Annotated in this window: 21 protein-coding genes; 9 read left to right on the forward strand and 12 right to left on the reverse strand. The window is 69.0% G+C overall.

Annotated features, from left to right (window positions below; genetic code table 11):
* Positions 1-634: 634 nt before the first annotated feature.
* Positions 635-1,804: a phosphotransferase family protein gene (locus GVY39_RS00485; RefSeq protein ID WP_159919318.1), complete on the reverse strand. Its 1,170-nt coding sequence runs from the start codon at positions 1,802-1,804 to the stop codon at positions 635-637.
* Between the two features lie 190 nt (positions 1,805-1,994).
* On the opposite strand from GVY39_RS00485, the gene GVY39_RS00490 reads away from it, so the two are divergent.
* Complete coding sequence (locus GVY39_RS00490; RefSeq protein ID WP_195071724.1) at positions 1,995-2,960, forward strand: hypothetical protein; 966 nt, start codon at positions 1,995-1,997, stop codon at positions 2,958-2,960.
* 8 nt (positions 2,961-2,968) lie between these two features.
* On the opposite strand, the gene GVY39_RS00495 is transcribed toward GVY39_RS00490, so the two are convergent.
* A complete protein-coding gene (locus GVY39_RS00495) occupies positions 2,969-3,937 on the reverse strand; it encodes a DUF389 domain-containing protein (RefSeq protein ID WP_201295122.1) in 969 nt (322 codons plus the stop codon).
* 74 nt (positions 3,938-4,011) lie between these two features.
* Positions 4,012-5,805, reverse strand: a complete 1,794-nt coding sequence (gene aspS / locus GVY39_RS00500) for an aspartate--tRNA ligase (RefSeq protein ID WP_159919320.1) — start codon at positions 5,803-5,805, stop codon at positions 4,012-4,014.
* A gap of 192 nt (positions 5,806-5,997) precedes the next feature.
* Here aspS and GVY39_RS00505 point away from each other — a divergent pair, with 192 nt between their 5' ends.
* Together GVY39_RS00505 and GVY39_RS00510 are read left to right on the forward strand one after the other, a co-directional pair.
* Complete coding sequence (locus tag GVY39_RS00505) at positions 5,998-6,921, forward strand: neutral zinc metallopeptidase (protein ID WP_159919322.1); 924 nt, start codon at positions 5,998-6,000, stop codon at positions 6,919-6,921.
* A 117-nt stretch (positions 6,922-7,038) separates the two neighbouring features.
* Complete coding sequence (locus GVY39_RS00510; protein ID WP_159919324.1) at positions 7,039-7,575, forward strand: hypothetical protein; 537 nt, start codon at positions 7,039-7,041, stop codon at positions 7,573-7,575.
* 66 nt (positions 7,576-7,641) lie between these two features.
* Here the strand turns inward: GVY39_RS00510 and GVY39_RS00515 are convergent, their stop codons facing one another.
* Both GVY39_RS00515 and GVY39_RS00520 read right to left on the reverse strand, forming a co-directional pair.
* Positions 7,642-9,261 carry a hypothetical protein gene (locus tag GVY39_RS00515; RefSeq protein WP_159919326.1) on the reverse strand — a complete coding sequence of 540 codons (1,620 nt, stop codon included), beginning with the start codon at positions 9,259-9,261 and terminating at the stop codon, positions 7,642-7,644.
* Positions 9,258-9,587 carry a type VII secretion target gene (locus GVY39_RS00520; RefSeq protein ID WP_195071721.1) on the reverse strand — a complete coding sequence of 110 codons (330 nt, stop codon included), beginning with the start codon at positions 9,585-9,587 and terminating at the stop codon, positions 9,258-9,260. Before GVY39_RS00520 ends, GVY39_RS00515 begins: the two co-directional genes overlap by 4 nt.
* Before the next feature lie 211 nt (positions 9,588-9,798).
* Between GVY39_RS00520 and GVY39_RS00525 the strand changes: the two genes are divergently transcribed.
* The 4 genes from GVY39_RS00525 to GVY39_RS00540 all read left to right on the forward strand — a co-directional run bounded on the left by GVY39_RS00525 (position 9,799) and on the right by GVY39_RS00540 (position 14,968).
* Positions 9,799-10,803 (forward strand): NAD-dependent epimerase/dehydratase family protein, encoded by a 1,005-nt coding sequence (locus tag GVY39_RS00525; protein WP_159919328.1) that lies wholly within the window; start codon positions 9,799-9,801, stop codon positions 10,801-10,803.
* 31 nt (positions 10,804-10,834) lie between these two features.
* Entirely contained in the window at positions 10,835-11,851 is a 1,017-nt protein-coding gene (locus GVY39_RS00530) for an Rv2578c family radical SAM protein (protein WP_159919330.1), read from the forward strand.
* Between the two features lie 109 nt (positions 11,852-11,960).
* The gene (locus GVY39_RS00535) at positions 11,961-13,892 is read left to right on the forward strand and encodes a 2-oxoacid:acceptor oxidoreductase subunit alpha (protein WP_159919332.1); all 1,932 of its coding nucleotides are present in this window, start codon (positions 11,961-11,963) and stop codon (positions 13,890-13,892) included.
* Complete coding sequence (locus GVY39_RS00540; protein ID WP_159919334.1) at positions 13,889-14,968, forward strand: 2-oxoacid:ferredoxin oxidoreductase subunit beta; 1,080 nt, start codon at positions 13,889-13,891, stop codon at positions 14,966-14,968. Before GVY39_RS00535 ends, GVY39_RS00540 begins: the two co-directional genes overlap by 4 nt.
* A gap of 24 nt (positions 14,969-14,992) precedes the next feature.
* Here the strand turns inward: GVY39_RS00540 and GVY39_RS00545 are convergent, their stop codons facing one another.
* The 3 genes from GVY39_RS00545 to hisS all read right to left on the reverse strand — a co-directional run bounded on the left by GVY39_RS00545 (position 14,993) and on the right by hisS (position 18,244).
* The gene (locus GVY39_RS00545) at positions 14,993-15,931 is read right to left on the reverse strand and encodes a malate dehydrogenase (protein WP_236565264.1); all 939 of its coding nucleotides are present in this window, start codon (positions 15,929-15,931) and stop codon (positions 14,993-14,995) included.
* Positions 15,932-16,172: 241 nt separating this feature from the next.
* Positions 16,173-16,820: a hypothetical protein gene (locus tag GVY39_RS00550; RefSeq protein WP_159919337.1), complete on the reverse strand. Its 648-nt coding sequence runs from the start codon at positions 16,818-16,820 to the stop codon at positions 16,173-16,175.
* A 152-nt stretch (positions 16,821-16,972) separates the two neighbouring features.
* Complete coding sequence (gene hisS / locus GVY39_RS00555; RefSeq protein WP_159919339.1) at positions 16,973-18,244, reverse strand: histidine--tRNA ligase; 1,272 nt, start codon at positions 18,242-18,244, stop codon at positions 16,973-16,975.
* Between the two features lie 139 nt (positions 18,245-18,383).
* Between hisS and GVY39_RS00560 the strand changes: the two genes are divergently transcribed.
* Both GVY39_RS00560 and GVY39_RS00565 read left to right on the forward strand, forming a co-directional pair.
* On the forward strand, positions 18,384-19,262 hold the full coding sequence (locus tag GVY39_RS00560; protein ID WP_159919341.1) for a peptidylprolyl isomerase: 879 nt from the start codon (positions 18,384-18,386) through the stop codon (positions 19,260-19,262).
* Between the two features lie 409 nt (positions 19,263-19,671).
* The gene (locus GVY39_RS00565; RefSeq protein ID WP_159919343.1) at positions 19,672-20,220 is read left to right on the forward strand and encodes a hypothetical protein; all 549 of its coding nucleotides are present in this window, start codon (positions 19,672-19,674) and stop codon (positions 20,218-20,220) included.
* An 81-nt stretch (positions 20,221-20,301) separates the two neighbouring features.
* Here the strand turns inward: GVY39_RS00565 and GVY39_RS00570 are convergent, their stop codons facing one another.
* The 4 genes from GVY39_RS00570 to GVY39_RS00585 are packed head-to-tail and all read right to left on the reverse strand — an operon-like array spanning position 20,302 to position 24,844.
* Positions 20,302-20,688, reverse strand: a complete 387-nt coding sequence (locus GVY39_RS00570; protein ID WP_236565231.1) for a DUF4913 domain-containing protein — start codon at positions 20,686-20,688, stop codon at positions 20,302-20,304.
* On the reverse strand, positions 20,685-22,517 hold the full coding sequence (locus GVY39_RS00575) for a type IV secretory system conjugative DNA transfer family protein (RefSeq protein WP_159919345.1): 1,833 nt from the start codon (positions 22,515-22,517) through the stop codon (positions 20,685-20,687). Before GVY39_RS00575 ends, GVY39_RS00570 begins: the two co-directional genes overlap by 4 nt.
* A gap of 42 nt (positions 22,518-22,559) precedes the next feature.
* Entirely contained in the window at positions 22,560-23,183 is a 624-nt protein-coding gene (locus GVY39_RS00580; RefSeq protein ID WP_236565232.1) for a hypothetical protein, read from the reverse strand.
* The gene (locus GVY39_RS00585; RefSeq protein ID WP_159919347.1) at positions 23,180-24,844 is read right to left on the reverse strand and encodes a peptidoglycan DD-metalloendopeptidase family protein; all 1,665 of its coding nucleotides are present in this window, start codon (positions 24,842-24,844) and stop codon (positions 23,180-23,182) included. Before GVY39_RS00585 ends, GVY39_RS00580 begins: the two co-directional genes overlap by 4 nt.
* Positions 24,845-24,867 lie beyond the last annotated feature (23 nt).

Raw genomic sequence — 24,867 nt, forward strand, 5'->3', positions numbered from 1 at the left:
CCACCGCATCCTCGTCCACCGCCGCTGTAATCGCTCTTACCTTGCGGCTTGTTCCGCCACTGACGGGCGCGCGTCTCCCTGCTGAGCTGGGCTCCGGCCGCGCGGGCACGTGTCGCCGGGTCATCGCCGACCCGGCGACGTGCCTTGTTCCGTCGGGAGATCACGACGCCGATCACCGCGGCGACGACAACGATCACAAGCAAAACGAGCACTAGCCGACCCACCCGGCACTCCCTCTTCCCAGCGCTCGCATCTCTGATGACCGAGCGCTCCGAACCTCTCATTGTGCCTGGGCGAGAGGGCAATTCATATCCGGTTGCGCAGGCCGGAGGTTGCTGAGAGCCGGCAGCGCACGATATCTCCCGGACGTCGATCACTCCGGTGGTTCCGACCGGCTACGACGCGCAAGCATTCGGCGACATGCCCTTCCGGGGTTTGCCCGTAACCGGGGCTGACGGGACACTCCGGACCACAGGTCACCCAGCGGTCCAGCGGACGGAGGTCCGCGGAAAACGGCGGACCACCGCCGCCGGGCTTCGAGCGCCCGCATCGTGCAGCGGCGCGGCATCCATATCCGGCTTCGTCGCGGCCGATCGCACGGCCGCGCCGAGCTTGGCGGACACCGGCGCAAGTCCTATTCCGACCAACGCTCTTCCAGCATCGCCGAAACGTCCTCGGCGAAGTCACCGACGATGTCGTCACCCGTGCAGCGCGCGTCTTCGGCGAGCGCTGCCCAGCGGTTGATCAGCGCCGCCGACCGCGGCACCGACAACCCGTGCTCCCTGGCGGCCGCGATACGCGTGTGATCGGCGGGCAGGAACCAGTAGGTGGACAGCCATACCCAGATCAGCCGGGCTTCCAGGATGCGTTCGGCGAGCTGTTCGTCGTCGGCCAGGGCGGGCCACACGCCCACGACCTCCGCACGCCAGGCCTCCACCATCTGCTGGGCTCGTTCCCGGGAGAGTTCGACGTCGCACAGGCAGCCGGGGAAGGACACCAGCGCGTAGGCGATGTCGAGGGTGGCGTCGCGGAAGCCGCCCCACTCGTAATCGAGGAAGCGAGCGCCCTCCTCGTTCAAGATCACATTGTCCGGGCAGAGGTCCGAAGGGCTGAACGCCCGGAAACGACCCGCCGAGAAGAGCCGATTGCCGCGCACGATCCGCTCGGCGATCTCGCCAGGCACCTCGATGCCCAGTTCGCGCTGCAGCATGCCAGGCACCTCGGCGATCGCCGTCTCGGCCTGCTGCGCGATGCCGTCCACCCGGTGCACCACGTCGACCCGGCGCAGCAACGCGACGAAGTCCGCCTCGCGCCCGACGGTGGCGGCGTGCATGCGGCCCAGCGCCTGGGCGAACGCCATCAGGGCGTTGCGGGTGGCCGGCTCGGCGCCCGAGTGCAGGACGGCGGTCAGCAGCGAGTTCTCACCGAGATCGCTGAGGATCAGCAGTCGGTCGGGGAGGCTGTGGGCGATCAGGTACGCGCCCGGGCGGTGCTCCCGGCTCAGCGCGGTGGTGAACTGGTAGGACACCGCCTCGCGTAGGAAGGCGGAATCGATGCTGGCCACCCCGGGGGCCAAGCCGCCGGTCCGGCGATCCTGGGCGGCCCCGCGGACCTGCTTGACAATCAGGGTTCGCGGCAACGAGAACGCGTTCTCCGCTACACGCACACGTAGGACCGTCGTCCTACCACTACCGCTGAGTTCGATCGGATCGCTCAGCTTTACCGGAGCACCCATTCGCTTTGTGAGCAACTGTTGCGCTGCGGACACGACTTCGGCGGCGCGTTCGGCCAATAGTGCGGTCATCGCCTCTCAAGTTACTCGCATCGGGTCACTTCTAGCGAGCGGTTACACAACCTTTCCGCGTCGCCCGGCGTGTCCGCGGCGAGGCTGGACAGCCGCCGCCGGTCGCTTGACACCTTTGCACCCGTGGGGTTTTCTCATCGTCAACTGCCGTGCGCCACACCGCAAACCAGTTGAGTGGAAAGGTCTCCGCGTGACCGAAACCCCGCCCCCCGCACCCAAACAATCAGCTGGCGGCGCTTCCTCCCCCAACGACGACGAACACTTCGCGGCCCGGCAGGGCCAACACGGGAGCCCGCATCCAGAGGCTCCCGGCCCCGGGACCGGCCACGCCCGCCAGGAAATGGCGGGTTCTTCCGGATATCCGCAGGCAGAGGGCCCCGGCGCGGCGCACTACGGCAGTGAACCACCGCCCCCGCCCGGGGGCGCCCCGCACCCCAGCTACGGCCCGCCGGGCACCGGGCCGGGCTGGAACCCGGCAGGCCCCGCGCCGGTCCAGGAGCCGGTCTACGGCTACCAGCAGGTCCCCACCGGTCCGAGCACACTGGACGTGGGCCAGGCGCTCAGCTACGGGTTGGCGGCGTTCCGGGCCAATCCAGGGCCGTGGGTCGGGGTGACCGCGGTGGGCCTGGTCATCTATCTGGGGTTCCTGCTCGTCGTCCAACTCACCGATCCGACGACCATGCTGCCGCTGCTGTTCATCTTCTTGGCGGTCATGGCCGGGATATGGCTGTTGCAGGCGGCGATGGTGCGCGGCGCACTGTACGAGACCGACGGCACTCCGCCACCGTTCGGCGCCTATTTCCGGTTCGTGAACGCGGGTAATGTGCTGCTCACCGCGCTGCTGGCGTTCCTGCTGACCTTCCTCGGCTCGGCGATCTGCTTGCTTCCCGGGTTGATCGCCGGGTGGCTGTGCATGTTCTCGCTGCATTTCGTCGTCGATCAGGACCAGGGTCCGTTCGAGGCGCTGAAGTCCAGCTTCACGCTGGTGGTGTCCAACGCCTGGCAGGTGCTGCTGCTCGCGCTGGCAGTGCTGGTGGTGACCTTCCTGGGGCTACTCCTGTGCGGTTTCGGCCTGCTCGTGGCGGGCCCGGTCGCCACCATCGCGGTGACCTACGCCTACCGCACGCTCACCGGCGGCACGGTCGCCGCGCGGTGAAGCCCGCCTCACCTGCCGATCGGTGAGCGCCTCCCGATCCACTGTGTGAATCGTTCGAGCGGTCCGGCCTCCTTACCCGTGCGAGGCCGCAGCGCGAGCACGATGACCCCGGCCACGATGACACCCACCATGTTCACCGCGAGCTGACCCGCGGACATGAACGCCACCCGCCATTCCCCCAGGGTCGCCGCCACGACGGCGAAGCCGGCCGCGGGCACGGTGGTCACCGAGATGAACACGCCGACCAGCGCGGCCGATTTCGCGGTCACCAGCGACAGCATGCCAGCCGCGCCCGCCAGCAGCGCGACGACCAAGGAGAATGGTCCCACCTGGTAGATGAAGTCGACTTCATCGATACCGGAGACCCCGTCGATGGTGATCCAGCCGGCCTGCTGCCACACCAGCGTCGCCAGCAGCGTGACCACCATCGCCACCGGAAAACCGACCGCGAGCGCGATGGCCGACCGGCGGGCGAGCCGGAATTCCCTGCGCACCAGAGCCACCGCGAAGGCCGCCAGCGGCCCGAACTCCGGACCGACGACCATCGCGCCGACGACGGTCACCGACGAATCGGTCGCGACGCCGACCGCGGCGAGCAGGCAGGCGATGGTGAGAAAGGCGAGAAACGTCGCGTTGAGACTCGACTCCTCGTGTGTCTGCGCGAGCAGTTCCTCCCACACCACCGCGTCACTCGGATCGCCCGGCGCCTCGTGAACCGCACGTTCGCCCGCCTCCGACAGCATCGTCTCCACCGGCGTGAGCGTCAGGCCGCCGGAGCGGGACACGCCCAGCGCGGCCAGATCGTCGAGCACGTCGTTGGCGGCCTCGCGAGCCACGTCCGCCTGCACGAGGTCACCCTTCGGCTCCAGAGCGGCGCCGCGTGCCAGGGTCACGTGCGTGACCCCCGGGTCGGCGGCGAGCACCGCGAGCACCTCGTCGGTGATCTCCGGCGGGCTGATCATGCGCAAGTGCAGCAACGGATTTCCTCGCGGTCGGCGTCCTCGAGCAGAGACGTGGCTGACCAGAAGGTACCGTTCGGGCGGGCGCCTCGCTACGGCGCGGTCTTGCTGTCCGCGCCCTTCTTCTGCTCCGGCTTGACGTCCAGTCCCGCTTCCTTGCGTTGCTGCTCGGTGATCGGCGCGGGCGCGTCGGTCAGCGGGTCGACGCCGCCGCCGGTCTTCGGGAACGCGATGACCTCGCGGATCGAGTCCTCGCCTGCCAGCAGCGCGGTGACCCGGTCCCAGCCGAAGGCGATGCCGCCGTGCGGCGGGGCGCCGAAGGCGAAGGCGTCCAGCAGGAAGCCGAACTTCTCCTGCGCCTCCTCATGGCTGATGCCCATGACCTCGAAGACGCGTTCCTGCACGTCGCGGCGGTGGATACGGATCGATCCGCCGCCGATCTCGTTGCCGTTGCAGACGATGTCGTAGGCGTAGGCCAGCGCCGAGCCCGGATCGGTGTCGAAGGTGTCCAGCGACTCCGGCTTCGGCGAGGTGAACGCGTGGTGCACCGCGGTCCAAGCGGAGTGGCCCACCGCTACGTCGCCGCTCGCGGTCGCCTCGACGGTGGGCTCGAACAGCGGGGCATCCACAACCCACACGAACGACCAGGCGTCCTCATCGATGAGCCCGACCTTGCGGGCGATCTCGACCCGCGCCGCGCCGAGCAGACCGCGCTGCGCCTTGGCCGCGCCTGCCGCGAAGAACACACAGTCACCCGGAACCGCGCCGACGTGCTTGGCCAGGCCCTCCCGCTCGGCCTCGCTGAGGTTCTTGGCGACCGGACCGCCCAGCGTGCCGTCCTCGTTCACCAGCACGTACGCCAGCCCCTTGGCGCCGCGCTGCTTGGCCCAGTCCTGCCAGGCGTCGAGCTGGCGCCGCGGCTGGCTCGCGCCGCCGGGCATGACCACCGCGCCGACATAAGGCGCCTGGAACACCCGGAACGGGGTGTCCTTGAAGTAGTCGGTGCACTCGGTGATCTCCACACCGAAACGCAGGTCGGGCTTGTCGGTGCCGAAACGGCGCATGGCCTCGGCGTAGGTCATGTGCGGGATCGGGGTCTGGATCTCGTAGCCGACCAGCTTCCACAGCGCGACCAGGATCTCCTCGGCCAGCAGGATCACGTCCTCCTGGCGCACGAAGCTCATCTCGATGTCGAGCTGGGTGAATTCCGGCTGGCGGTCGGCTCGGAAGTCCTCGTCCCGGTAGCACCGCGCGATCTGGTAGTAGCGTTCGATGCCACCGACCATGAGCAGCTGCTTGAACAGCTGCGGGCTCTGCGGCAAGGCGTAGAAGCTGCCAGGCTGCAGGCGGGCGGGCACCAGGAAGTCGCGGGCGCCCTCCGGCGTGGACCGGGTCAGCGTGGGGGTCTCGACCTCGACGAATTCGTGGCGGGCAAGCACCTCGCGTGCGGCGGCGTTGACCTTGGACCGCAGCCGGATGGCGTGCGCGGGCCCTTCGCGGCGCAGATCCAGGTAGCGGTGCTTCAGACGCGCTTCCTCACCGGGCTGCTCGTCCAGCTGGAACGGCAGCGGAGCGCTCTCGTTCAGCACCTCGAGCTCGGTGACGTTCACCTCGATGGCGCCGGTCGGCAGCTCCGGGTTCTCGTTGCCGCTCGGTCGCGGCTCCACGGTGCCGGTGACGCGCACGCAGTACTCCGCGCGCAGCCGGTGCGCCTGTTCGGCGGGCGCGCCCTCGCGGAACACCGCCTGCGCCACGCCGGACGCGTCACGCAGATCGATGAAGATGACCCCACCGTGGTCACGCCGCCGGGCCACCCAGCCGGTGAGAGTGACGGTCTGACCGGCATGCTCGCTTCGCAGCGAACCAGCCAAGTGGGTGCGCAGCACGGGGTTCCTTTCGACGACTCTGGCACCGGGCGCGGGGTGACCAGGTGCGAGTCCATCGTAGTGAGACACATTCCCCGAGTGGAAACCGATATCGCCGCGCCCATGCCAAGCTGTATCCGAGGCAGTGTGAATCGGGGAACCGTACGAGCGGGGGCTGCGCGGCCCCGACGGTCGAGCGAGAAAGCGACGACGATGACCTTCAACGAGGGCATGCAAATCGATCCCGACCGGGTTTCCTCCGGCGGTCCAGGCATGGGCGGCAAGCTCGCGCTGGGTGGTGGCGCGGGCGGACTCATCGTGCTGGTGCTGGCCCTGCTGCTGGGCGGCGACCCCGGCTCCATCCTCGGCAATTTCACCGGCGCGCCGGAGCAGAGCCAGACCCAACCCGGCACGGCGGGCACACCGAGCCACTGCAAGACCGGCGCGGACGCCAACAAGTACGTCGACTGCCGGGTGGCGCTCACCGCACAGAGCCTGGACGCCGTGTGGTCGGCCGAACTGCCCAAGCAGGCAGGCAAGCGCTATGTCCAGCCGCAGGTCGTACTGTTCTCCGGCGCGACCGCGACCGGCTGCGGCAATGCCACCAGCGATGTGGGGCCGTTCTACTGCCCAGCCGACCGGACCGCCTACTTCGACACCAGTTTCTTCCAAGATCTGGTGGACCGCTTCGGTTCCAGCGGCGGTCCGCTCGCACAGGAATACGTGGTAGCCCACGAGATCGGCCATCACATCCAGAATCTGCTGGGTGACCTCGGCCGCGCGCAACGCGACCCGCGCGGGCCGGAGTCCGGGGCGGTGCGCACCGAATTGCAGGCCGACTGCTACGCGGGCATCTGGGCACACTTCGCGGACAAGCAGCCTGCGCCCGGCAGCGATCAGCCGTTCCTGAAGCCGCTGTCGGACAAGGACGTCGCCGACGCGCTGTCGGCGGCGGCCGCGGTCGGCGACGACCGCATCCAACGCGCCGCGCAGGGGCGGGTGAATCCCGAAGCGTGGACACACGGTTCGTCCGACCAGCGGCAGAAGTGGTTTCTCGCCGGATACCGGACCGGTCAGGTCCGTGCTTGTGACACCTATTCGGCGCAGGATCTGAACAATCCGTCCGCCTTGCGATAGAACCGGATCGAATCGCCTCAGCGCGCCGATTCCCGCAGGGGTCGGCGCGCTGTCATGATCTACGGCAGTTCGTCTGCGCCGCAGGCGAACACGGACAGCACCGGGAAGATGGGATCGATGCGAGTAACGAAAGCTGTTCTGCTGGTTGTGATGCTGATCGTCGCGGTGGGCTCGGGGACCGCCACCGGCGACCCGGCCCTGGACCGCCCGAGTGCGCTACCGCCGATCAGCGCACCATTGGCGCTGTTCACGCTGACCACCATTCCGGACGGATGGCAGGCCCGGACGGATCTACGCCCGCAGTTGGAGATCTTCGCCGACGGCCGGGCGGCCAGCAGTCCCGATGCCGTGGCGGCCGAGCGTCGTCCCGAGACTCCGCCGAAGCGGATCGACGGCCACATCCCGCCCGACGTGCTGAGCGCGGCGCTGGCCGAGACCAAGGCGCTGGCCACGACGGACCTCGGGGTGCCCAAGGCCACCGATCAGAGCAGCCGGATCATCGACTACATGCCGCAGTCGCCCTCGGAGGACGTGCATTTGGTGGTGTACTCGCCGGAAACCACCGAAGGACTCGGCGCCGAACAGCAGGCCGCGCGCAAACGCTTCGCCGATCTCTACAAGAGACTGCTCGACTCGTTCGTCCCGGACAACTGACATTCGCTTTGCACTCGGCCCGAACGACGGTGAACCGTTCGGGCCGGGTGCGGCGCGAAACATCCGTCAGAACTGGTCCTGCTCGTAGTCCGAACTGATGATCTCGTCGGAGTGCGTCGCGCCGATGACGTCGGGGGTGGACTCGCCCAGGGGGCCGGTGAGATCGTCGTTGCCGGTCGGGCTCAGGTACGGCTGCACGTTGCGCGAATGTTCCTCGTCGTTGCTGCGCTGCCCCGCCGCGGCGGCCGGACCGCCCATGAAGCTGTTCGATCCCGCCGGGGTGGTGCTGCCGGGTGTGCCGGTACCGAATGCAGTAGTGCCGGGCACACCGCCGACCGGGCGAATCGGAGCAGCCGTGGCGCCGGGCAGGCCGCCGGGCTTGGGCACCGAGGGTGTGCTCGGACTTCCGGGCCGACCTGGGCTGCTGCCGAGAAGCGCGCTCGGCGTGCCATGGCTGGTACCGGGGCTGTGCGAATTGAGCACCGACGACGGCGTGGTCGTGGGATTCGACGTCCCTGGCGTGTAGGAGTCCAGGCCCGCCGCCTTGGTCGCGGTGTCCGACGCGGTCGACTGCGCCTGCTCCAGGATGGGCTGGCCGACGTTCTGCGCCAACGCCTGCGCGACCTCCTGCGGGGCTGGCCCGCCGCCCGGCGCGACCAACTGCTGCACCATGCCACTGAGTTCGGCGGTCTTGCCCGCCAGGTCCCCACGGGTGGCGTTGACCACCCCGACGGCATGGCCGAGGTGTTCGGTGGCCGAGGCGATCAGCGTCGCCTGCGCGGGCGGGGTCAGGATCACCGGCGCGAGCGCGGTCGCCTGGGTGGCGAATGAGGACGCGATGCCGAGCAGCTGGGCGTTGCCCTGCTGGACCACCGCGGCCGCACGCTGGGTGATCTCGGAGATGTCGAGGCCCCGCTGGCTGGTCTCCTGCCCCTCCACGTTGGCCTGCTGGCTCGCGGCCTGGGCATTGCGGGCGGCCTGGCTCTGCCACAACTGCTCGACGGTGCCCATGCTTCCCTTGCCCACCTGCATGGCCATCTCGATGATCTTGGAGGACTGGCTGAGGATCGCGGTCGGATCGAGCGCGCCGATGACACCGGTGCCGAAGCTGCCGAGCAGGTCCAGGATCGGCTTCATCAGCACGTCCACGCCGGGCAGCGCGGGCAGCGCGACGCCCTGCATCAGCGCGGCGACCGGGTCGGCGGGCAAGGGGGGCAGCGCCCCGGCCGCGGTCGCCGCCTGATTCACCGTGCTCGCGACGGCGCTCGGCGCGTCGGCGAGCGAGCCGTTCAGCACGCCGTGCGCCTGATCGAACGCCGCCTCCACCACCGGCGTCGCTACGTGGCCGACCGCTGTGTTCATGTCGCCGAGCAGCGCCGACGCCTCGTGCGGCACGCCGGGCACGTCCTGTGCGCCCGGTGCGCCGTTCAGTCCGGGCAGACCGGCAGGCACGGCGCCCGCCGAATGCTGCTCCTCGGAAATCTTGCGCGACAGCACGAAGGCGGGCGGCTCGATGGGCGGCAGGTCTTCGGGCAATTGGGGCAGCGGCAGGTCGAGCACCGCCTGGGCCGGCGACTGCTGCAGCGCGTCCAAGACCGTCTGCTGGCCGATGGCGACGTTCTGCTCGGCCGCGTGCGCGACGGCGTCGTCCTCCGGCGCGATGACGCCACTGTCCAGCGGTCTCATACCGCGCCCCCGATCTGGCCCGTGATCGAGCCGAGCGCGCCGGCGTTGGACCAGTCGGCGGCGTCGTAGGCCGCAGCGGCGCTGAAGGCCGAGTCCGAGAGCTTGGCGTACTTGGCCGACAGATCGTTGATGTCCTTGGCCTGCAACACTTGTGCCGCGGCGAACATCGCCAGGTAGTCCGCCCCGATCAAGCCGAATACCGGGACGAGCGCGGAAACGTTCTTCACCGCGTCGAAATTGCCCGCCCCCGCGAGATCACCGGCGATGCCCGCGTTCGTCGCGGCGAACGCCCGGACCGCCTCGGTCTCTACCGAGAGATCACTCATCGAGTTGCCCCCCAAATCGTCGTACAGAGCTGCGTCTTGAACTTGTCGTGATCCGCCGGGCTCCTGCCGAATCGGCTAGAGCCGCTACGGTTGCGCTCAATATAGCGGACCGTACCGGCATGTTTCGAGCCCGAACGCGCCGCACGGCAGGGCAATCGGAACGAAACTGGAACGTGTTGCAAATTAGAACAAGTTCTATATTCTCTGTCCCATGAAGGTCGCAGTGACCGGCGCAGCCGGATACCTTGGCACGAATCTGCTCCGCCTCCTCATCGAGCGCGGCCACCAGGTCACCGCCATCGATCGGGCGATCCCCGCCGAGACGGCGACGCCCGGCGTCACCTGGGTGCGGGGCGACGTGCTCGACCCGGCATCCATGCGCGCCGCGCTGGAGGGCGCCGAGCTGGTCTACCACCTGGTCGCGGTGATCACCCTGGCCGAGAAGAACGATCTCGCCTGGCGGGTGAACACCGAGGGCGTGCGCGTGGTCGCCGAGGCGGCGCTGGCGGTCGGCGCGCGCCGGATGGTGCACGCCAGCTCGATCCACGCGTTCAACCAGTACAGCTGCGGCGGGCGGATCGACGAGAGCGCTCCGCGATCGACCGACCCCACGCTGCCGGTCTACGACCGGTCGAAGTGGGCGGGCGAGGTGGAATTGCGCAAGGTGATCGACCGAGGCCTGGACGCCGTGCTGTGCAACCCCACCGGCGTCTTCGGCCCGCTCGACCACGGCAAGCCGCTGTCGCGCATCAACCGGACGCTCAAGGACGCGGCGCTCGGGCGCATACCCGCCATGATCGGCGGCGGATTCGACCTGGTGGATGTCCGCGACGTGGCCGAGGGCCTGATCCTGGCCGGGGAACGCGGCCGCACCGGGGAGAACTACCTGCTCGGCGGATCGATGATCTCGATGCTCGAACTGTGCCGTATCGCGGCGACCCACGGCGGCAAGCGCGGGCCGAAGTTCGCCATCTCCCCCAAGCTCGTGTCCGGCGTCATCCCCGTGCTGGCGCCGATCGGCAAGCTGTTCAACTCCGACATCGTCTCCAAGGCCGCGCTCGGCGCCCTGATCTCCGCACCCGTCGTCGACCACGCCAAGGCCGAACGCGAACTGGGCTACCGGCCGCGCCCGCTCGACGAGACCGTCCGCGACCTGGTCGCCTTCTTCGGCGAGCCCATCCGGATCACCCCATCCGACACCCGCCGGATCGCTTGACAGCTGATAGAACACATGTTCGACTGAGGGGGTGCGGTGGCAGAACCAGACCCTGGACGCCGAGGACGGCGCGCTGCCCGGGTTGTCCCGGGCGGGTCTGGTGCGCACCGTGCGGACGCCCGAGTTCGAGGGCATCACTTTCCATGAAGTGCTGTGCAAGAGCGCGCTGAACCGGGTGCCCGAGGGCGCGAACGTGCCCTTCCAGTGGACCGTCAATCCGATGCGCGGTTGCTCCCACGCGTGCCGCTACTGTTTCGCACGCGGCACGCACGAGTACCTGGATCTGGACGCGGGCCGGGATTTCGACTCGCAGATCGTGGTGAAGACGAACGTCGCCGCGGTGCTGCGCAAGGAACTCGGCAGGCGGTCCTGGCGCCGCGAACCGGTCGCGCTCGGCACCAACACCGATCCCTATCAGCGCGCCGAGGGCCGGTATCGACTGATGCCGGGCATCATCGTCGCGCTGGCCGAGTCCGGCACCCCTTTCTCCATCCTCACCAAGGGCACGCTGTTGCGCCGGGACCTGCCGTTGCTCGCGTCGGCCGCGCGCGAGGTGCGGGTGAGCCTCGCGGTGTCCATCGCGATCCTCGATCAGGATCTGCACCAGAGCCTGGAACCCGGCACGCCGTCCCCGCGTGCTCGCCTGGAGCTGGTGCGGGCCCTCACCGACGCGGGGTTCGCCGTGAACGTCTTGGTCGCGCCGGTCATTCCCTGCCTCACCGACGGCCGGGCACATCTGGACGCGATCTTCGGCGCGATCGCCGAGGCGGGAGCCGAATCCGCCGTCGCGTTCCCCATGCATCTGCGCGGCAGCACCAGGGGCTGGTTCCTGTCCTGGCTGGCCGAGCACCATCCGGCGTTGCTGCGCCGGTACCGCCGGCTCTACCGCGGCGGCGCCTACGTCACGCCGGAGTACTCCGCCTGGCTGCGCGCGCGAGTCGCTCCGCTGCTGGCGGAGCACGGTTTGACGGCGCGCAGGCAACCCGAACCGGAGACACGACCCGAAACCGCGCACACGACCGACGCGCAGCTGGCATTGTTCGCCTGACGCCATCCTCGCCGAATCTCGCCGGTCCTCGCACTTCGGGGCGCGCACCGCATTCGACGGAGTAGTTTGGCGATGGCACCTCTCAGCGACGAGGAAGTGAAGCAGGCATATGGTTTCACACCAAAAAGATGTCGGCACAGCGAAATTGGAAAAGGTCGTCATTCGGTTCGCCGGGGATTCCGGCGACGGAATGCAGCTGACGGGCGATCGCTTCACCCACGAGGCCGCCGCCTTCGGTAACGACCTGGCCACCCAGCCCAACTTCCCGGCCGAGATCAGAGCGCCACAGGGCACCCTGCCGGGCGTCTCGTCCTTCCAGATCCAGATCGCCGACTACGACATCCTCACCGCGGGCGACCAGCCCGACGTGCTGGTCGCGATGAACCCCGCCGCGCTGAAGGCGAACCTGGAGGATCTCCCGCGCGGCGCCACCGTCATCGTCAATACCGACGAGTTCACCAAGCGGGCCCTCGCCAAGGTCGGCTACCCCGCCGATCCACTGGCCGACGACACGCTGTCGGATTTCGTGGTCCACCGCGTCCCGATGACCTCGCTCACCCTCGGCGCCACCGAATCGACCGGAGTCGGCAAGAAGGACGCCCAGCGCGCGAAGAACATGTTCGCCCTCGGCCTGCTGTCCTGGATGTACGGGCGACCGATCGGCGGCACCGAGCAGTTCATGCGGGAGAAGTTCGCGACCAAACCGGACATCGCCGAGGCCAACATCCTGGCGTTCCGTGCGGGTTGGAACTACGGCGAGACCACCGAGAGCTTCGCCACGACCTACGAGATCGCGCCCGCCAAGCTGCCGCCGGGCACCTACCGCCAGATCACCGGCAACACCGCGCTCGCCTACGGCCTGATCACCGCCGGTCAGCTCGCGGGGCTGCCGGTCTTCCTCGGCACCTACCCCATCACGCCGGCCTCGGACATCCTGCACGAACTGAGCAAGCACAAGAACTTCGACGTCACCACTTTCCAAGCCGAGGACGAGATCGCCGGAATCGGCGCGGCGCTGGGCGCTTCGCTCGGCGGCGCGCTCGGCGTCACCAGTACCTCCGGTCCCGGACTCGCGCTCAAGAGCGAGACCATCGGCCTGGCCGTGATGACGGAGCTGCCGCTGGTCGTGATCGATGTCCAACGCGGCGGACCGTCCACCGGCCTGCCGACCAAGACCGAGCAGGCGGACCTGTTGCAGGCGCTCTACGGCCGCAACGGCGAATCGCCCGTGGCGGTGCTCGCGCCGCGCTCCCCCGCCGACTGCTTCGCCACCGCGGTGGAAGCCGCGCGGATCGCACTCACCTACCGCACGCCGGTGCTGCTGCTGTCCGACGGCGCGATCGCCAACGGCTCCGAGCCCTGGTCCATTCCCCAGGTCACGGATCTGGAACCGATCGACCCCGCGTTCGAACCGGAAGGCGAGGACGCCGACCCCTTCCAGCCGTACGCGCGCGATCCCGACACACTCGCGCGCCCGCTCGCCGTCCCGGGCACGAAGGGGCGCGCCCACCGCATCGGCGGTCTGGAGAAGGCGGACGGCAGCGGCAACATCTCCTACGACCCGGCCAACCACGAACTCATGGTCCGCCTGCGGCAGGCCAAGATCGACGGCATCGATGTGCCCGACCTCGTGGTCGACGATCCGGACGGCGGCGCCGAGCTGCTGTTGATCGGCTGGGGCAGCTCCTACGGTCCGATCGGTGAGGCGTGCAGGCGCGCGCGGCGTCGCGGGGTTCCGGTGGCCCAGGCACATCTGCGTCACCTGAATCCGTTGCCCGCCAACCTCGGTGACGTGCTGCGCCGCTACCGCGTCGTGGTCGCGCCGGAGATGAACGGCGGGCAGCTGGCCACACTGTTGCGCGCCAGGTACCTGGTCGACGTGCGTCCGTGGACGAAGATCGCGGGCACCGCGTTCTCCGCCCAGGAACTGGTCGGGGTCATCGACGCGGCACTGGACGGTTCGATCACGGAGATGGAACAGAACAAGGTCTTCGCCGCACGGGCGCGGGCCACGTACCACACGGCTGGGGGTAACGCATGACCATCGTGGAGACCTCGCTGGTCGGCACCGATCTGGGACTGACCGGAGTGTCCGGGGTGCCGTCCGCGGACCGACCGCAGAAGGTGAAGGACTACACCTCCGATCAGGAGGTGCGCTGGTGCCCGGGCTGCGGCGACTACGTGATCCTGGCGACGGTGCGCGGCTTCCTCGCCGAACTCGGATTGCGCAGGGAGAATCTGATGTTTGTGTCCGGGATCGGCTGCTCGAGCCGCTTCCCGTACTACTTGGAGGCCTACGGCATCCACTCCATCCACGGTCGTGCGCCCGCCATAGCGACCGGTTTGGCGGTCAGCAGGCCCGACCTGTCGGTCTGGGTGGTGACCGGTGACGGCGACGCGTTGTCCATCGGCGGCAACCACCTGATCCACGCGTTGCGCCGTAACGTGAACATGACGATCCTGCTGTTCAACAACCGGATCTACGGCTTGACCAAGGGGCAGTACTCACCGACCTCGGAGCAGGGCAAGGTCACCAAGTCGACCCCGATGGGCTCGGTGGACCATCCGTTCAACACCCTTTCGGTGGCGCTGGGGGCCGAGGCGACCTTCGCCGCCCGCGCGCTGGATTCCGATCGCGCGGGACTCACCGAGGTACTACGCGCCGCCGCGGAGCACCGCGGCACGTCGTTCGTGGAGATCCTGCAGGACTGCCCGATCTTCAACGACGGCTCCTTCGACGTGCTGCGCCGGGAGAACGCCGCGGACCATCTGATCCCCCTGCGGCACGCCGAGCCGATCCGTTTCGGCACGGAGGGCGAATTCGCGGTCGTACGAAAGGGTTTCGGGCTCGCGGTGGCCCGCACCGACAGCGTCGCGGAGTCCGACATCGTCGTGCACGACGCCTACGCCGACGACCCGGAATACGCGTACGCGCTCTCGCGCCTGTCCGACCAAGGGCTCGAGCACGTCGTCACCGGCATCTTCCGCAGCGTCTCGCGGCCGACCTACGACGACGCGGTGCGCTACCAGACCGACACGGCCCGGGAAAAGAGCCCCATCGGTCCCGACACGCTCCAGTCCCTGCTCACCGGGCGCGAGACCTGGACGGTCGGATAACCGGCCGGGTGCCCGTGCAGCGGGTCAGCCGCGCTTGGCGAAGCCGAGCTCGACGACGGCGTCGCGTTCCTGCTCCAGCTCGGCGACCGAGGCGTCGATCCGGGGACGGGCGAGGTCGTCGATGGCCAGATCGGGCACGATCGTGTACTCGCCGTTCGCGCACGTGACCGGGAACGAGCTGATCAGCCCTTCGGGCACGCCGTAGGAGCCGTCCGAGGGAACGGCCATGGAGACCCAGTCGCCGTCCCGGGTGCCGCGCACCCAGTCGTGGATGTGATCGATCGCGGCGCTGGCCGCACTGGCCGCCGACGACGCGCCGCGGGCCTGGATGATGGCGGTGCCACGCTGCTGAACGGTGGGCACGAAGTCCTCGGTCAGCCACGCGGGATCGCCGACGAGGTCGAGGGCGCGACGGCCCGCTATGGTGGCGTGCGCGATATCCGGATACTGCGTCGCGGAGTGGTTGCCCCAGATCGCGACTCGCGCGATGTCGGCGGCGGCCGCACCGGTCTTCTTGGCCAGTTGCGCGATGGCGCGGTTGTGGTCCAGACGCGTCATGGCGGTGAAACGCTCGGCGGGCACGTCGGGCGCGTTGCTCATGGCGATGAAGGCGTTGGTGTTGGCCGGGTTGCCGATCACGAGCACCTTCACGTCGTCCGCGGCGCTGGCGTTGATCGCGGCGCCCTGCTCGGTGAAGATCGCGCCGTTGGCGGCGAGCAGATCCGAGCGTTCCATTCCGGCGGTGCGCGGCCGGGCGCCGACGAGCAGGGCGATGTCGGCGCCCGCGAAGCCGATCCATGGGTCGTCGCTGAAGTCGATGGACTTCAGCAATGGGAACGCGCCGTCTTCCAGCTCCATCGCGACGCCCTCCAGTGACGCCACGGCGGCCGGGACTTCCAGTAGCCGCAGACGCACGGGCGTGTCCGGGCCGAGCATCGCGCCGGAGGCGATCCGGAACAGCATGCCGTAGGCGATCTGGCCCGCGGCTCCGGTCACGGTGACGGTCACGGTCCCAGCGGCGGTGCTCACGACGAACTCCTTGCGGTCGGCGGACTCTCGCTGCCCACCCTAACCACACTCACCGCCTCTCGATGCCCACGGTGAGCCACACGACACCCGCCGCGACCCGGTACCGAGCTCGGGGAGGAGGAGCGGCCCGGAGCAGATACGAGCGTCCACGCTACGAGGCACAGCGGCACGGAGGTCAGCCGAGCGTGGCGACCTCGGTGTCGGTCAGAACGATCGGCGACACCACGTCCTTTGCCCGCGCCAGCCGCACGGCGCGGTAGAGCGGCCGTTCCTCCAGCCCGGCGTCGCGCGCCTCGGCGCGCAGTTGGTGCACCAACATCTCCGAAACGGCCACCGCCGCAGCCAACCGACTCGCGGCGAGCGCGTCCGCGAGCCTGCGCAGGCCGAGCAGATGCAGTTCGCGGCCGCTGCCCGCGTCGGTGTACATGGCCAGCGGAACGACCTGCGACACCTCCCCCGCGGTGACCCGAAGGGCGATCCGGCTCAACCGCGCCGGATACACCAGGATCTCGACTCCGGTCGCCGCCGAGATCTCCACCTGTCGTTCGCCGAACAGCCTGCGGGCGTGAATCCGCGTGCCGGTCAACCACATCCGCCGTCGGCGCAGCGCGAGGGCGTACAGGACGGTGGGCGCGCCGACGACGATGCCGACGGCCACCGCGATCGGCCAGCTCACCACGGTCGCGGCCAGCAGCGCCGCGCCGAGCCCGATGCCCGCCGCGGCCAGCGCGAGGCGGCGCAGCATCGGCGCGTACAACTCGGGCGCGACCAGATCGAGCCCCACCGGCGCGACCGCCCGCTGGTCATCAGAATTCGTGGACACTGCTCCGCCCTCTCGCGACTCCGGCCGCCGGTGGTGTGCGCGCCGGTCACGCTACCGCGCCCACCACCCGTCCTGCGACGGATTCGACGCACAGTTCCGTGCGCGCGGCGGTTGTGCCGCGATACCCGACGGCACGCGCAGCCGCCGCGCCGCTACCCGGCCAGCGACTCCCGGATCACGCCGACCGCCTCGGGCAGCGGAATCTGCCGCTGGTCACCGGTGGCCATGTCCTTGAGCCCGATCGTGTTGTCCGCGAGATCGCGATCACCGAGCACGAGCGTGAACTTCGCCCCGGAGCGGTCGGCCGCCTTCATCGCGCCCTTCACGCCGCGCCCGCCATAGGCGAGATCGACCCGGACGCCCGCCGCGCGCAACTGCGCGGCCACCACGACCAGCCGCTGCTTGGCGGCGTCGCCCAACGGCACGCCGAAGACCTCGCAGCGCGCCGGGTTGCCCGCCGACTTGCCCTCGGCCGCCAACGCCAGCATGGTGCGGTCGACGCCGAGGCCGAACCCGATACCCGACAGCGGCTGTCCGCCGAGTTCGGCCATGAGACCGTCGTAGCGGCCGCCGCCGCCGATGCCGGATTGCGCGCCCAGACCGTCGTGCACGAACTCGAACGTGGTCTTGGTGTAGTAGTCCAGGCCGCGCACCATGCGCGGGTTCACCACGTACGGCACACCCAGCGCTTCCAGGTGGCCGAGCACCTGCTCGAAGTGCGCCTTGGCCGACTCCGACAGGTGATCGATCATCAGCGGCGCGTCCGCGGTCATCGCACGCACCTCGGGTCGCTTGTCGTCCAGCACGCGCAGGGGGTTGAGCTGGGCGCGCCGCTTGGTCTCCTCGTCCAGCGGCAGCCCGAACAGGAAGTCCTGCAGCAGTTCGCGGTACTGCGGACGGCACGTCTCGTCGCCGAGCGAGGTGATCTCGAGCCGGAACCCGTCGAGTCCGAGCCCGCGGAACCCGGCATCGGCGATGGCGATCACCTCGGCGTCCAACGCCGGATCGTCGACGCCGATCGCCTCGATGCCGACCTGCTGCAATTGCCGGTACCGGCCGGCCTGCGGCCGCTCGTAGCGGAAGAAGGGACCGGTGTAGCACAACTTCACCGGCAGCTGCCCGCGGTCGAGGCCGTGCTCGATGACCGCCCGCATCACGCCCGCGGTCCCCTCGGGACGCAGGGTGACGCTGCGGTCGCCGCGGTCGGGGAAGGTGTACATCTCCTTGGTGACCACGTCGGTGGACTCGCCGACACCACGAGCGAACAGGCCGGTGTCCTCGAAAACCGGCAGCTCGATATGCCCGTACCCGGCCAGTCGGGCGGCGCGGAGCAGACCGTCGCGCACCGCGACGAACTCGGCCGAGCCGGGTGGCACGTAGTCCGGTACCCCCTTCGGGGCGGAAAAGCTGCTGGTCTTGGTCACGATGCTCCAGTTTCCACCACTACGCCCCCGCAAGTCCAACCGGTTCGCCGAACCGCCCCTGAGGGAAGGTTGCGGAGCAGTCTCAGGAAGAAATGGCACACTCTTACCCGATGTAACCGGATACGGGAGGAACGTGGTAGTGCCGAGCAACGAACAGCGACGAGCAGCGGCGAAACGCAAGCTGGAACGTCAGCTCGCCAACCGGGCCGAGCGGGCGCGCAGGCGCAAGCAACTCACCATCGCCGGATCGGTGCTCGGTGTCGTCGTCGTGGTCGCCGCCGTGACCGGGGTGTATTTCCTGACCCGCGGCGAGGACAGCGGCAGTTCCGACGCCGCCGACCCCTCGCTGTCCAGCGCCCCCACCGCGGCCGCGCCGCCCGCCGCGAAGGCCAAACCCGCGACGGTCGACTGCGCCTACCGCGACAGCGCCAAGCCCGCGGACAAGCAGGCCACCAAGCCGAAAGCCGACGGCATCCCGACCACCGGCGTCGACGCGAAGGTCAGCGTCAGCGTGGAGACCAGCCAGGGCCCGATCGGCCTGACCCTGAACAACGCCGAGTCGCCGTGCACGGTGAACAGCTTTGTCAGCCTGGCGGCACAGAATTACTTCGACGGCACCAGCTGTCACCGGATGACCGCGGGTGAGGGCCTGAAGGTCTTGCAGTGCGGCGACCCCACCGGCACCGGGATGGGCGGGCCCGGTTACGAATTCGACAACGAATACCCGACCGATCAGTACGCTCCAACCGATCCGGCGGCGACCTCCGAGCCGATCGCGTACAAGCGCGGCGTACTGGCCATGGCCAACGCGGGCCCCGGAACCAACGGCAGCCAGTTCTTCATCGTGTACTCCGATTCGCAGCTCCCGCCGCAATACACGATTTTCGGCACGGTGGACGACAACAGCCTGGGCACCCTGGACAAGATCGCCGAGCTGGGCCAGGACGATTCCAACGGTCCCGGCGATGGGAAGCCGAAGCAGCCGGTCACGATCCAGTCGGTTCGCATCGACCGCTGAGCCGCAGCGCCCGGGCCCGCCGCCGATCTCCGGCCGCGGGCCCGAGCCATATCCGGCCCCGTCCGGCCGGAGCGAGGATAGTCGAACCTTTCTTCGGATAGGATGCCCTCAGTTCGAAGATCATCCGGCGCGCCCGCAGACACGCCGGAAATGTGCGATATATGCTGATAAAGCAGCACGCTCGTTCGATTGTGCCGACCTTTGTCGGGTAATCTCGAAACAAGGAGTTCCCGCAGCGCAGTACCCCCTCGGCCGGGTGATCCCGCCCTGGGAGTGCCGCGCCGCGAGCGCTCCGGGTGTCCACGTTTGCAGGCGGGACCCGCTGCACGGGACTACAGTTCGCGTGGCGGCGTCCGTAACGAAGCACCACAATCATCCATAGTGATCACTGCAGCATCGGGGAGCAGCCATGTCCGAGGAACTGGACGACATCGGCCGGGAAACCGCGGCCATGATGAGGACAATGTTGCAGCTTGCGACGCTCGTCGCCTTGCGGACCCGCGAGCGTGGTCAGAAGGAAGCCGAAGCGCGCGCCAAGCTCACCGAGGCCCGTATCAAAGAGGCCAAGGAATTGCAGCTCCGTGAAGCCAGGGACGCGAAGGCCAAGGACCCGCGCAATACCGAGCTGGCCAGGCTGATCGAGAAGCCGCTCGCGGAAAAGGGTGTGTCTTTGGAGAAGGACCGCTTCTCCGCGCAGGCCGAGGCAGGACGGATGGCGGCCAATGCCGCCGCCACCGCCAAGCCTGCTATGCAATACGATTCCGCGGAACGGCGGATGGCGATCGCCGCCCATCTCGCCAAAATGGGTGTGGCGCCGGAACTCGCGGCGGTACGGATGCTGATCGAAGTAGGGCAGGCGCAACCGCCGGGCGAAGCCGTACGCGGCCGCCCCGACGAGGCGCCGTCGGTCACCAGGGCGAGGGAACAGGAATCCCGCGGCCTGGAACGCACGAGGTAGCCGAACGAACAAACGCCCGCCGGATTCCGGCGGGCGTTCGTCGTTCCGGGACTCTCGCGAGAACCGCTGTAGCACAGCAATTCACGTGCGGAAGTCACCCACTGTGGGATCACCGAACATGCCGTGCTGCGGCGACTTCAGGGGCAGCGGGCTGAGCATGTCCTTGTGACCGTTGCGCACACTGCAGTACTTGAACGGCCCCTTGGGGTCGAACAGCTTCGACATGTGCGGGTCCGCGTGATCCAGGAACCAGACGCTCAATCCGGTCCGCCCGTCCAGCCGGTAGTGCTCCCAGGCCCGCCACAGTGCGTCCAGGCGGGCGACCGCCTCGGCATGCTGCCACCACTCCGGGCACCACACCGTGTCACTGAGATCGGTGACCTGCCGCCGGTAGACCAGGCTGAGATAGTTCTCGACGAACTCCACCACGCTCGCGTAGATCATCGGTTGTTGCTGCTGCTCGGTCACAGCGGCCGAACCTCCTCGACTTGTCCCTGTTCCTGCGGCGGCGTCGACTTGGTCAGCGACGGCGAGCCCAGGTCCGTGATCTCCGTCTTGCGCTGCGGATCGTGACGCGAGATGGACTTCTTCACGTCGGCAGCGTACTCACCCTCCCACCACGGCACGGTCCGGATGAGCACCGGTGGCGCACCGGAGGGGAACAGGATGGCCCGGCCGCGCGGCAGCGTCGCCAAACCGTTGACCGAGAACGTCTTGGACGAGCTGAGCGAACGCGAGTAGCTCTTGCCACCCTTGGATTCGGAGACCGACTGCGAGATCGCGTCGTAATCGCCGAGCACGTCCGAACGTTCCTGCAGGAACTTGGTGTCGTCCACGCCGCTGCCGAGCACCTTGATGTTCGCCGCCGACCACAGCGCGTTCATGCCGCTCTCGCCCCAGCAGCGCGCGCCCTGCGCCCAGGACTGCAGCACCGTCATCACCACGATGCCGCGCGAGCCGAAGTGGCTGTACTGCTTGGGCAGATCCTTCCAGCGCACCACGTTCGCGGCCTCGTCGAGCACCGCGAGCATCGGGATCGCCAGTCGCCCACCGGCCGACTGCGACGCCTTCCGCATCGCCACGTCCACTACCGCCTCGGTGAGCGCGCTCACCAGGGGGGCGGCCGACCCGCGGCCTTCCAGCGACAGGCTGTAGAGCGTTCCGTTGTTGTCCAGGAACTCCAGCTCGTCGAATTCCCTGCGGTCGCCGCCGCGGGTGATCCACGGATGCACGTTCGACAACTTCAGGCAGCGGATCATCTTCTTGGCGGTGCCGAAGATGCCGCTGCGCGTCCGCGGGTCGGTGTTGTACTGCGAGGACAGACCCGAGGCCGTGTAGTGATGGCGGGCGGCGCGCAGGAGTTCGATGGGCTCGGTGTCCTGCGGGTTGGTCACCCATTCCCACACCTGCACGATCGGCCTGCTGCCGTTGCGATCGCCGACCGCGGCGGCGAGGAACAGTCCGGCCAGCAGGTCCTCGGCCTCGGGATCGAAGAACGCGTCGGTCTTGGTGTCGCGGCCGTCGTCGCCGTCGGCGAAGTGCCCCGCCAAGCGCGCCGCGCGCATTTCACAGCCCTCGCGCTTGGCATCAACCCAGGACAGCGGATCCCAGAACCAGGTCGGCTCTTCGCCCGCGACACCCTGCGGATCGAAGACGAAGGTGGGACTTCCCTTGGCCTCGCGGACGTCTCGGGTGGCGTCGACCACGTCGCGTTTGTTCGAGGTGGCCAGCACCGGGCCGATCGCGGTGAGGATCGCCGGGATCACGCGGGATGTCGACTTGCCCTGACGGGGACCCCAGATGTCCAGATGCAGATCCTCATAGGAGCCGTAGAGCATCACCCCGTCGGCCACACCGATACCGATCGGCACGCCGGGAAGATCGTCGTAGCCGAGTTTCACGCCGAGCTGCTGGGCCTTCTCCCGGACACCCGCCTCGGTGAGCATCGAGATCGCGCCGCCGTTGCCCATCACGTCGGCCTTGTCGTCGACCGGCAGCCTGCCCTTCGTCCGGTGCTTCTGCAACCGCTTGCGGATCACCAGATAGGCGATCACGCTCAGGATCACCAGCAGTATGATCGCGGTGGCCGCGCCCGGCCATTGCAGCTTGCCCCGTGCCAGATCGGCCGCGATGGCGATCGGGTTGAACGGGACCTTCTGCGGGCTGCCTGCCAGCAGGTTGCCCAGATGCAGCGCGAGCCAGAGGGTTCCGAAGATCGCGAAGCCGGCGTAGGTCAGTAGCAGGCTGACATCGGGTCCGGGCACGGCCGGATCCGTCACCTTTTTCTTCTTCGCCATGTGTGCCTCCTGGGTCGGCCGTCCGGTACGGAAAGCGGGTGGTCAGCGGAATGCGTCGAGCCGCCAGCCATCGGGTGTGCGCACGACGGTGGCGATCACCGTCGCGGGCGGCAGCGGCTCCTTGCGCCCGTCCGGATAGACGACGGTCTGCTCGATCCCGATCTTGAACTGCTGGACGTTCGGGTCGCTGAGAGTCGGCGCCTTCTCCCCTGACGCGAACGTGAACGCCTCCACGCGCGCCCCTTCCCTCGCCCAATCCGCCCATTGCAGCGTCGACTTCGGCGTCTCCACCGCGGTCGGCGCCGCATCCAGCATACGAATCAGGCTGGGGCCGAGAAACTTCCGAGCCCGGCTTAGCGAGGCGCCTTGGCTCTCCGTGGCGGGCTGCCAGCTGTAGATCTCCCGCAGCGCCGCGACCGCGACGCCGTCGGGCGTCACAGGGTCGGGGGCGGGCACGCCTTCCAGCAACCGGGGTGTGGACGTAGCGGGGCGCGCCGCATCGGATCCCGCGTCCACGCCGCCACAGGCCGCGCTCAGCACCGCGACGCTCACCACCAGCATCACCACCAGTTTCGCGCGTGCACTTGCTCTATCCATCCAGGCTAGCCGCATACCGGGGCGGCGCGGCAGTCCCGCCGCCGCGTGTTCGGACCGGTGGACGCTCACAACACCCTCCTCGCACGTCCGTCCCCCGGGACCGCGACTTCCGAAACACCGCCCGCGGAGCGGGAATCCGCACCCGGCACCGATTGGATCATCCGCCCGTTCCCGGCGTAGACACCGACCTGCGCGGGACCACGCGGACCGAACGAGCTGAACACCAGATCTCCCGGCCGCGCCTTGCTCATCGGCACTTCCGCACCCGCCTCCCATTGCTGTTCGGCCGTGCGCGGCAGCGTCACCGTGCCGGAGGACGCCGCGAACACCGCCGCCGCGGTCAAGCCCGGTCCGTCCAGTCCTCCGCCGGTGGGTCCTTGGGGTCCGCCGCCGCCCCAGACATAAGGGGTGCCGAGCCATTCGTGCGCGGCTTCCACGATCTGGTCGCCTGTCGACCCCTGCCCGGGGGTGAATCGGCCGACCGAACCCGGCGCTCGGTACTGCGCCTCCATCGCGAGGATGTTGCGCACGTACGGCTGGGTCTCGGCATAGTGTGCCGCGAGCTGGTTCGGCATGCCGCCGGAGGCCAGCACCGCGCCCTCGCCCGCGTTGTACGCCGCCAGTGCCAGCGCGACGAGATCGCCCTGCACGCGGCCCTCGGCCTGCCACCGCTGGATCTTGTGCGCGATCGCGCACATGTAGCGCCCTTGACCGATGATCGCGTCACCGTCGTCCCACACACTGGCCACGCCGTTGCCGTCGGCGTCGATCACGTAGGGCTGACCGTCGTCGGGATTGATGCTCACCGCGGTGGTCGGCAGGAACTGCGCCAGCCCCTGCGCACCGGCGGGGGAGGTCGCGCCGCGCCGGAAACCGGACTCCTGCCTGCCCTGCGCGGCCAGCAGCGACGGCGTGACCTGCGGGCAGATCGAACCCGCACGGCGGTACCAGATCTCCAGTTCCTGCGGCACCTTCCCCGCGGCGAGCGCGCCACCGGCGGTGCCGAAGCCGAGAGTACAGCGTGGATCGTTGGAGAAGGCGCGCGCACCGCCGACATCCGGGGTCGGCGCGCCGTCCAACCAGGGCAGCGGGTCGATCTGACGTCCTCCGGTGAACCGGCCGCCCGGGACGATCTCGAAATGCAGATGGGGGCCGCTGGATTCACCCGCCGAACCCACCGCGCCGATGTGCTGTCCCGCGGTCACCGTGTCGCCCGCACGGACGAACACGCCGGAGTCCCACATGTGTCCGTAGACCGCCGAGTACGAACGGCCGTTGGTATCCACCGAATCGACGACGATCCAGTTGCCGAATCCCGACGCCGGACCCGCGGCGACGACCCGGCCGTCGGATACCGAGAAGATGGGCGTGCCGTCGGCCGCGGCCAAGTCGATGCCCCGGTGCGCGCCACCCCGCGAGCCGAAGGTGTCCGACACCGTGAAGGTTCCGGTGGCCATCGGCAGCGTGCGGCGCAGCGGACCGGCGCCCGCGGCGAGCGAGGGCGTGGCGGTCGCCGCCGGATTGGTCTGTGTCGCGCCGGGACCCGTGGTCGCGGCAGCGCGCCGATCGCCCGGCGCGTAACCGCCCAGCGGCGGAAGCGCCGACTGCGAGCCCAGCACCGACCTGCCCTCGCAGGCATCGTCCACGGCGGGCATGACGATGACCAGCACGATGGTCATCAGGCCGAGCACCGCGCCCAGCGCCGTCCACAACGCCGATTTGCCGCTCATCGCCGCACTCCGGCATCGTGCCG

It is taken from the genome of Nocardia sp. CY15 (assembly GCF_009829295.1).
In the GTDB taxonomy this organism is placed as follows: Bacteria; Actinomycetota; Actinomycetes; order Mycobacteriales; family Mycobacteriaceae; genus Nocardia; species Nocardia sputi.